This is a genomic window from Vibrio sp. Vb0937 (genome assembly GCF_033338855.1).
The window spans coordinates 47,041-54,814 of record NZ_JAWOTK010000023.1 but is presented as its reverse complement, the minus strand read 5'-3'; the positions used below and the strand labels follow the sequence as shown (position 1 = coordinate 54,814).

The following is a 7,774-nucleotide window of genomic DNA, read 5'->3' as shown; positions in this document are numbered from 1 at the left end:
ATTGAAGATATCAAAGAGCGCGTTGCGAAAGGTCAGCCAACATTGGTTGGTACAGTATCGATTGAAAAATCAGAACTTCTTTCTAACGCATTGAAGAAAGCGAAGATCAAACACAACGTATTGAATGCGAAATTCCATGAAAAGGAAGCGGAAATTGTTGCTGAAGCGGGTATGCCTGGTGCGGTAACTATCGCGACCAACATGGCCGGTCGTGGTACGGATATTGTGCTTGGCGGTAGTTGGCAATCAAAAGTGGAAGCTTTGGAGAACCCAACTCAAGAACAAATCGATGCGATTAAAGCAGAGTGGAAAGTGGTACATGATCAAGTACTAGATGCTGGTGGTCTACACATCATTGGTACTGAGCGCCACGAATCTCGCCGTATTGATAACCAGCTACGTGGTCGTTCTGGTCGTCAAGGAGATGCAGGTTCATCTCGCTTCTACCTATCTATGGAAGACTCTTTGTTACGTATTTTCACTTCTGATCGTATGGCGAGCCTTATCCAAAGTGGTATGGAAGAAGGTGAAGCAATTGAATCGAAAATGCTTTCTCGCTCAATTGAAAAAGCACAGCGTAAAGTGGAAGGTCGTAACTTTGATATCCGTAAGCAGCTACTAGAATACGATGATGTGGCGAACGATCAGCGTAAGGTTGTCTACGAGCTGCGCGACGAATTGATGAACGTTGAAGACATCAGCGGTATGATCGAGCAAAACCGTGAAGATGTGCTAACAGCGGTTATTGATGAGTACATCCCGCCACAATCACTAGAAGATATGTGGGACGTTGAAGGTCTGCAAGAGCGCTTGAAAGCAGACTTCGATCTTGATGCGCCAGTGAAGCAATGGCTTGAAGAAGACGATAAGCTTTACGAAGAGGCGCTACGCGAGAAGATCATCAATCTAGCCGTTGAAGTGTACAAAGAGAAAGAGGAAGTGGTGGGTGCGCAAGTGCTTCGTAACTTCGAGAAATCGGTTATGCTTCAAACGTTGGATACGCTTTGGAAAGAGCACTTGGCAGCAATGGATCACTTGCGTCAGGGTATTCACTTACGCGGCTATGCGCAGAAGAACCCGAAACAGGAATACAAGCGTGAATCGTTTGAACTGTTTGAAGGTCTACTAGAAGCGCTGAAAACTGATGTGATTACTGTTCTATCTCGCGTTCGAGTTCAGCAACAAGAAGAAGTTGAACGTATGGAAGAGCAACGTCGTGCGCAAGCTGAAGAGGCCGCTCGTCGTGCTCAAGCGCAACACGCAGCAGCACAAAACCCTCTTTCTGAAGGTGAAGAATCTGAAGAAGGTTCAAGTCAGCCAATGGTACGTGATGAACGTAAAGTAGGTCGCAATGAGCCTTGCCCTTGTGGTAGTGGTAAGAAGTATAAACAGTGCCACGGCAAGATCGACTAACGTATTAGTCAGATAATTTTTTAAAGAGTCGCCTAGGCGGCTCTTTTTTTAAGCAAATTCTGTGGCTGTCGAATTTCATAAGTTTTGATAGCATCGGATAGTTTTAGAGATGCAAAGACCGTTGAAGTGTAACGGCTTGAGAGTTAGGAACCCCTATGAAAAGAATTCACATAGTCGCGGCTATTATTTTTAACCAAGACAAATCAAAAATTTTTATTACAAAGCGTCCAGACGACAAGCATAAAGGCGGGTTTTGGGAGTTTCCCGGCGGGAAAGTCGAGTCAGGAGAAAGTATTGAACATGCTCTAGCAAGAGAACTTGAAGAAGAAGTAGGAATTGAAGTTACTGAGCAAGCCCTTTTCGAGCATTTGGAATATGACTATCCAGACAAATCACTTAAGTTTGATTTTATTACGGTATCTAAGTTCAGTAATGAGCCTTACGGCCGAGAAGGTCAAGAAGGTCGCTGGGTTGAGATAAGAGAATTGGGTAACTATGCCTTTCCTGAAGCGAACGTGCCTATCTTGGAGCGTGTCGTAAAAGAGTTTGCTTAAGCCTGATGAACTTGCTTGTGGTAACCACGGTATGTTGTTAGTTTAAACAGATTAAGCGAAACGAGAGAACGAGAGCAAACCTCGTTATCCAGAGAAGGAGAGAAAGCGCAATGGTTCGTATTGCAATCGCAGGAGCAGCAGGCCGAATGGGCCGTAATTTGGTTAAAGCTTCACACCTTAATCCAGAGGCGACAGTGAGCGCGGGATCAGAACGACCTGAGTCCTCACTTGTCGGTGTCGATATCGGTGAACTTTGTGGTGAAGGCAAATTCGATGTGTTCTTAACGGATGATCTTGCTAAAGACGTCGATAATTTTGATGTAATCATCGATTTTACTGCCCCAGTAAGTACGTTGGCGAATCTTGAACTGTGTAAGAAGCATGGAAAGAGTATTGTGATTGGGACGACTGGTTTCAGTGATGCAGAGCGTGAGCTGATTGACGAAGCCGCTAAGCAAGTGCCTGTTGTCATGGCTCCTAACTACTCTGTTGGTGTGAACCTAGTATTTAAGCTTCTTGAGAAAGCAGCCAAAGTGATGGGCGACTACTGTGATGTTGAGATTGTCGAAGCACATCATCGTCATAAAGTTGATGCTCCTTCTGGTACTGCTATCGGGATGGGCGAAGCCATTGCTGGTGCGATGGGCAACAAGCTGAATGATGTAGCTGTCTATGCGAGAGAAGGTATCACAGGTGAACGTACTAAAGATGAGATCGGCTTTGCTACAATTCGCGCTGGCGATATTGTCGGTGAGCACACAGCCATGTTTGCTGATATCGGGGAACGAGTGGAGATAACGCACAAAGCGACCGATCGTATGACGTTTGCTAATGGCGCCGTCAAGGCCGCTGTTTGGTTGAGTGCCAAACCAGCGGGCTTTTATACCATGACAGATGTTTTGGGATTGAATGATCTCTAAATACATAATTATTCGCCGGCGGTAGCCGGCTTTTTTATATCTATAGAATTGTTTGTAAATGAAATGATTCTAACAGAAAGTATTTTGGTGCTTACTTTTGTTGTTGTTTTGGTTGTTTTGTGGGTGTTTTGGGTTTTGATGTCTAAAAACTAATGTCTTTTTTGTTGAGTGAACGTTTGCGTGAAAAACTCATACTTTTTTGTGATCTCTAAAAAGTTTAAATTTGTAAAATTCATTAAACCTCTATGCCTCTCTATGTAATAGCATGTAAAAGTTATCTTTTTGGGCCTTACTGATTCAAAATGACCTTACTCGCTAGAAATTAATCATTTATTTTTGATTGTAGGTTGACAGGTTTCGACTCCAACTTTAGAATACCGCCAATTTGTCTGAAATACCTATTTATGTAGATTTTATAGGTAAAGGAAGGCATGTTTGCAGTTTGATTTATTTTTTTTGCATTTTTATTCTGGAGGTTGTCTTGGGTAAATTAGCACTGTTGGTCCTAGAAGATGGGACAGTGTTCCGCGGAGTGTCCATAGGGGCAGATGGTCTTTCCGTTGGTGAAGTCGTTTTTAATACCTCGATGACGGGGTATCAAGAAATCCTCACTGATCCTTCCTATTCTCAGCAAATCGTCACTCTCACTTATCCTCACATTGGCAATACCGGAACCACTTCCGAAGATGAAGAATCCTCTTCCATTCATGCACAAGGCCTTGTGATTCGCGATCTTCCTCTAATCGCTTCTAACTTCCGTAACGAACAATCCCTCTCTGATTATCTTAAGTCTCAAAATATCGTTGGCATCGCTGATATCGATACTCGTAAGCTCACTCGTATCCTGCGTGAAAAAGGTGCTCAAAACGGCTGTATTGTTGCGGGCAATAACCTAGACGAAGCTTTGGCACTAGCGAAAGCAAAAGAATTCCCAGGCTTAAAAGGAATGGACCTTGCGAAAGAAGTTACAACAAAAGAAGCGTATCAATGGAAGCAAGGTTCGTGGACGCTTGAAGGTGGACTTCCAGAGGCGAAAGATGACAGCGAGCTGCCATACCACGTTGTCGCTTACGACTTCGGCGCAAAACGCAACATCTTACGAATGTTGGTTGACCGCGGCTGCCGCTTAACGGTTGTACCTGCAGAAACGTCAGCGGAAGAAGTTCTGGCACTAAATCCAGATGGCGTATTCTTATCGAACGGCCCTGGTGACCCAGAACCATGTACTTACGCGATTGAAGCAACCAAAGTGTTCCTAGAAAAAGGCCTGCCAATTTTTGGTATTTGTCTAGGTCACCAAATTCTGGCGCTAGCATCAGGTGCGCAAACGGTGAAAATGAAGTTTGGTCACCACGGTGCAAACCACCCAGTAAAAGATTTAGAGCGTAACGTTGTGATGATCACTTCGCAAAACCACGGCTTTGCGGCAGATGAAGCAACATTACCGGAAAACTTACGTGCTACTCACGTATCGTTATTTGATGGCTCTTTGCAAGGTATCCACCGCACAGACAAGCCAGCATTTAGCTTCCAAGGTCACCCAGAAGCGAGCCCTGGTCCACATGACGCGGCACCGCTATTTGACCACTTTATCGAACTAATCAAAAAACACAGCGCTTAATTCGGAGTAGTAGATAATGCCAAAACGTACTGACATTCAAAGTATTCTAATTCTTGGTGCTGGTCCGATTGTTATCGGTCAGGCATGTGAGTTTGACTACTCTGGCGCACAAGCGTGTAAAGCTCTTCGTGAAGAAGGCTACCGAGTTATCCTAGTTAACTCTAACCCTGCGACCATCATGACTGACCCTGAAATGGCAGATGCGACATACATCGAGCCAATCCAGTGGGAAGTTGTTCGCAAGATCATCGAGAAAGAACGCCCAGACGCGGTACTGCCAACCATGGGTGGTCAGACAGCACTTAACTGTGCGTTAGATTTAGAGAAGCACGGCGTTCTCGCAGAGTTTGGCGTAGAGATGATTGGTGCAACGGCTGATGCAATCGACAAAGCGGAAGACCGTTCTCGTTTTGATAAAGCGATGAAGTCTATCGGCCTTGAGTGTCCTCGCGCAGATACAGCGAAGAGCATGGAAGAAGCTTACAAAGTTTTAGATATGGTTGGCTTCCCTTGTATCATTCGTCCATCGTTCACCATGGGTGGCACTGGTGGTGGTATCGCGTACAACAAAGAAGAGTTCGAAGAAATCTGTCGTCGCGGTCTGGACTTATCTCCGACCAACGAACTTCTTATCGATGAGTCACTCATCGGTTGGAAAGAGTACGAAATGGAAGTCGTTCGTGACAAAGCGGACAACTGTATCATCGTATGTTCAATCGAGAACTTTGACCCAATGGGCATCCATACGGGTGACTCAATCACGGTTGCTCCAGCACAAACACTGACTGACAAAGAATACCAGCTTATGCGTAATGCATCGCTAGCCGTTCTACGTGAGATTGGTGTTGAAACAGGTGGTTCAAACGTACAGTTTGGTATCAACCCGAAAGATGGTCGTATGGTCATCATCGAGATGAACCCGCGTGTATCTCGCTCTTCTGCGCTAGCATCAAAAGCAACAGGCTTCCCAATCGCGAAAATTGCCGCGAAACTGGCTGTTGGCTTTACGCTAGACGAACTACAAAACGACATCACAGGTGGTGCAACACCTGCGTCATTTGAACCAACTATCGACTACGTCGTAACTAAGATCCCTCGCTTTAACTTCGAGAAATTTGCTGGTGCAAACGATCGTCTGACAACTCAGATGAAATCGGTTGGTGAGGTAATGGCGATTGGTCGTAACCAACAAGAATCTCTTCACAAAGCACTGCGTGGCCTAGAAGTTGGCGCAACTGGTTTTGATGAGATGGTCGATCTGGAAGCGCCAGATGCACTGACTAAGATTCGTCACGAACTTAAAGAAGCAGGTGCAGAGCGTATCTGGTACATCGCCGATGCATTCCGAGCGGGTATGTCAGTCGACGGTGTGTTCAACTTGACTCAAATCGACCGCTGGTTCCTGGTTCAAATCGAAGAAATTGTAAAACTCGAAGAACAAGTCAAGGCGGGCGGCTACGCAGGTTTGACCAAAGAAGTGCTTCGTCAGATGAAACGCAAAGGCTTCTCTGATGCTCGCTTGTCTAAATTGCTTGGTGTCGCTGAAAGTGAAATTCGCCGTGCTCGTGAGCAGTTTGATATTCATCCGGTTTACAAACGTGTGGATACATGTGCCGCAGAGTTTTCTTCTGACACGGCTTACATGTACTCATCTTACGATGAAGAATGTGAAGCAAACCCAACAGACAAAGATAAGATCATGGTTCTTGGTGGCGGTCCAAACCGTATCGGCCAAGGTATCGAATTCGATTACTGTTGTGTTCATGCATCACTTGCGCTGCGTGAAGACGGTTACGAAACCATTATGGTTAACTGTAACCCAGAAACGGTATCTACTGACTACGATACGTCTGATCGTCTGTACTTCGAGCCAGTAACTCTGGAAGATGTACTGTCTATCGCTCGCGTTGAAAAACCAAAAGGTGTGATTGTTCAGTACGGTGGTCAAACGCCACTTAAACTGGCTCGTGCTCTAGAAGCGGCTGGTGTGCCAATCATTGGTACTAGCCCAGATGCTATCGACCGTGCGGAAGATCGTGAACGCTTCCAAGCCGCTGTTGACCGTTTAGGTCTACTTCAGCCAGAAAACGCGACAGTAACAACGATGGAGCAAGCGGTTGAGAAATCGAAAGAAATTGGCTTCCCATTAGTTGTTCGTCCATCTTATGTACTCGGTGGTCGTGCGATGGAAATCGTGTACGACGAGCAAGACCTGCGTCGCTACTTCAACGAAGCAGTAAGCGTATCGAACGAGTCTCCAGTTCTGCTAGACCGTTTCTTGGATGATGCAACCGAAGTTGATATTGATGCTATCTGTGACGGTGAACGCGTCGTTATCGGCGGTATCATGGAGCACATCGAACAAGCGGGTGTTCACTCTGGTGACTCTGCATGTTCACTGCCTGCATACACGCTAAGTCAGGAAATTCAAGACAAGATGCGTGAGCAAGTTGAGAAGTTAGCATTCGAACTCGGTGTGCGCGGTTTGATGAACACGCAGTTTGCTGTGAAAGATAACGACGTTTATCTAATTGAAGTGAACCCTCGTGCTGCTCGTACGGTACCATTCGTATCGAAAGCGACAGGCGCTCCTCTAGCGAAAATCGCTGCACGTGTAATGGCGGGTCAATCTCTAGAGTCACAAGGCTTTACTAAAGAGATTATCCCTCCTTACTACTCAGTGAAAGAAGTGGTTCTGCCGTTCAACAAATTCCCTGGTGTTGACCCTCTATTGGGCCCTGAAATGCGCTCAACAGGTGAAGTAATGGGTGTGGGTGCAACGTTCGCAGAAGCTTACGCGAAAGCAGAGCTAGGTTGTGGGGCGGTTTATCCTGAAGGTGGTCGTGCGCTACTGTCTGTACGTGAAGGTGATAAAGAGCGTGTTGTTGACCTAGCTTCTAAGTTAGTGAAACTGGGTTACCAGTTGGATGCGACACACGGTACTGCTGTAATTCTGGGCGAAGCGGGTATTAACCCACGTTTGGTAAACAAAGTACACGAAGGTCGTCCACACATTCTTGACCGCATCAAGAACAACGAATACACCTACATCGTAAACACGGCTGCTGGTCGTCAAGCGATTGAAGATTCGAAAGTTCTACGCCGTGGTGCACTGGCAGAAAAAGTGAACTACACAACGACACTGAATGCAGCGTTCGCTACATGTATGTCTCATACTGCAGACGCAAAAGCGTCAGTAACTTCGGTTCAAGAGTTACACGCTAAAGTGAAAGCGAGTCTAGACGCGTAACAGATAAAAATCAGTA

At 45.8% G+C, this 7,774-nt stretch carries 5 protein-coding genes; all 5 read left to right on the top strand.

What is annotated here, in order from left to right; genetic code table 11:
• The coding region (locus R7P67_RS19260) for an SEC-C metal-binding domain-containing protein (RefSeq protein ID WP_318086044.1) at positions 1-1,413 on the top strand (1,413 nt) is incomplete at its 5' end.
• 155 nt (positions 1,414-1,568) lie between these two features.
• A complete protein-coding gene (mutT, locus tag R7P67_RS19255) occupies positions 1,569-1,967 on the top strand; it encodes an 8-oxo-dGTP diphosphatase MutT (RefSeq protein ID WP_005387387.1) in 399 nt (132 codons plus the stop codon).
• A gap of 110 nt (positions 1,968-2,077) precedes the next feature.
• Complete coding sequence (dapB, locus tag R7P67_RS19250; protein ID WP_065274178.1) at positions 2,078-2,887, top strand: 4-hydroxy-tetrahydrodipicolinate reductase; 810 nt, start codon at positions 2,078-2,080, stop codon at positions 2,885-2,887.
• A gap of 481 nt (positions 2,888-3,368) precedes the next feature.
• Positions 3,369-4,508 carry a glutamine-hydrolyzing carbamoyl-phosphate synthase small subunit gene (gene carA, locus R7P67_RS19245; RefSeq protein WP_017821483.1) on the top strand — a complete coding sequence of 380 codons (1,140 nt, stop codon included), beginning with the start codon at positions 3,369-3,371 and terminating at the stop codon, positions 4,506-4,508.
• Between the two features lie 16 nt (positions 4,509-4,524).
• A complete protein-coding gene (carB, locus tag R7P67_RS19240) occupies positions 4,525-7,758 on the top strand; it encodes a carbamoyl-phosphate synthase large subunit (protein WP_005381854.1) in 3,234 nt (1,077 codons plus the stop codon).
• Positions 7,759-7,774 lie beyond the last annotated feature (16 nt).

Excerpts from the sequence above, each read along its gene's own strand:
- mutT (WP_005387387.1), top strand. The coding sequence starts at position 1,569 with ATGAAAAGAATTCACATAGTCGCGGCTATTATTTTTAACCAAGACAAA.
- dapB (WP_065274178.1), top strand. The coding sequence starts at position 2,078 with ATGGTTCGTATTGCAATCGCAGGAGCAGCAGGCCGAATGGGCCGTAAT.
- carB (WP_005381854.1), top strand. The coding sequence starts at position 4,525 with ATGCCAAAACGTACTGACATTCAAAGTATTCTAATTCTTGGTGCTGGT.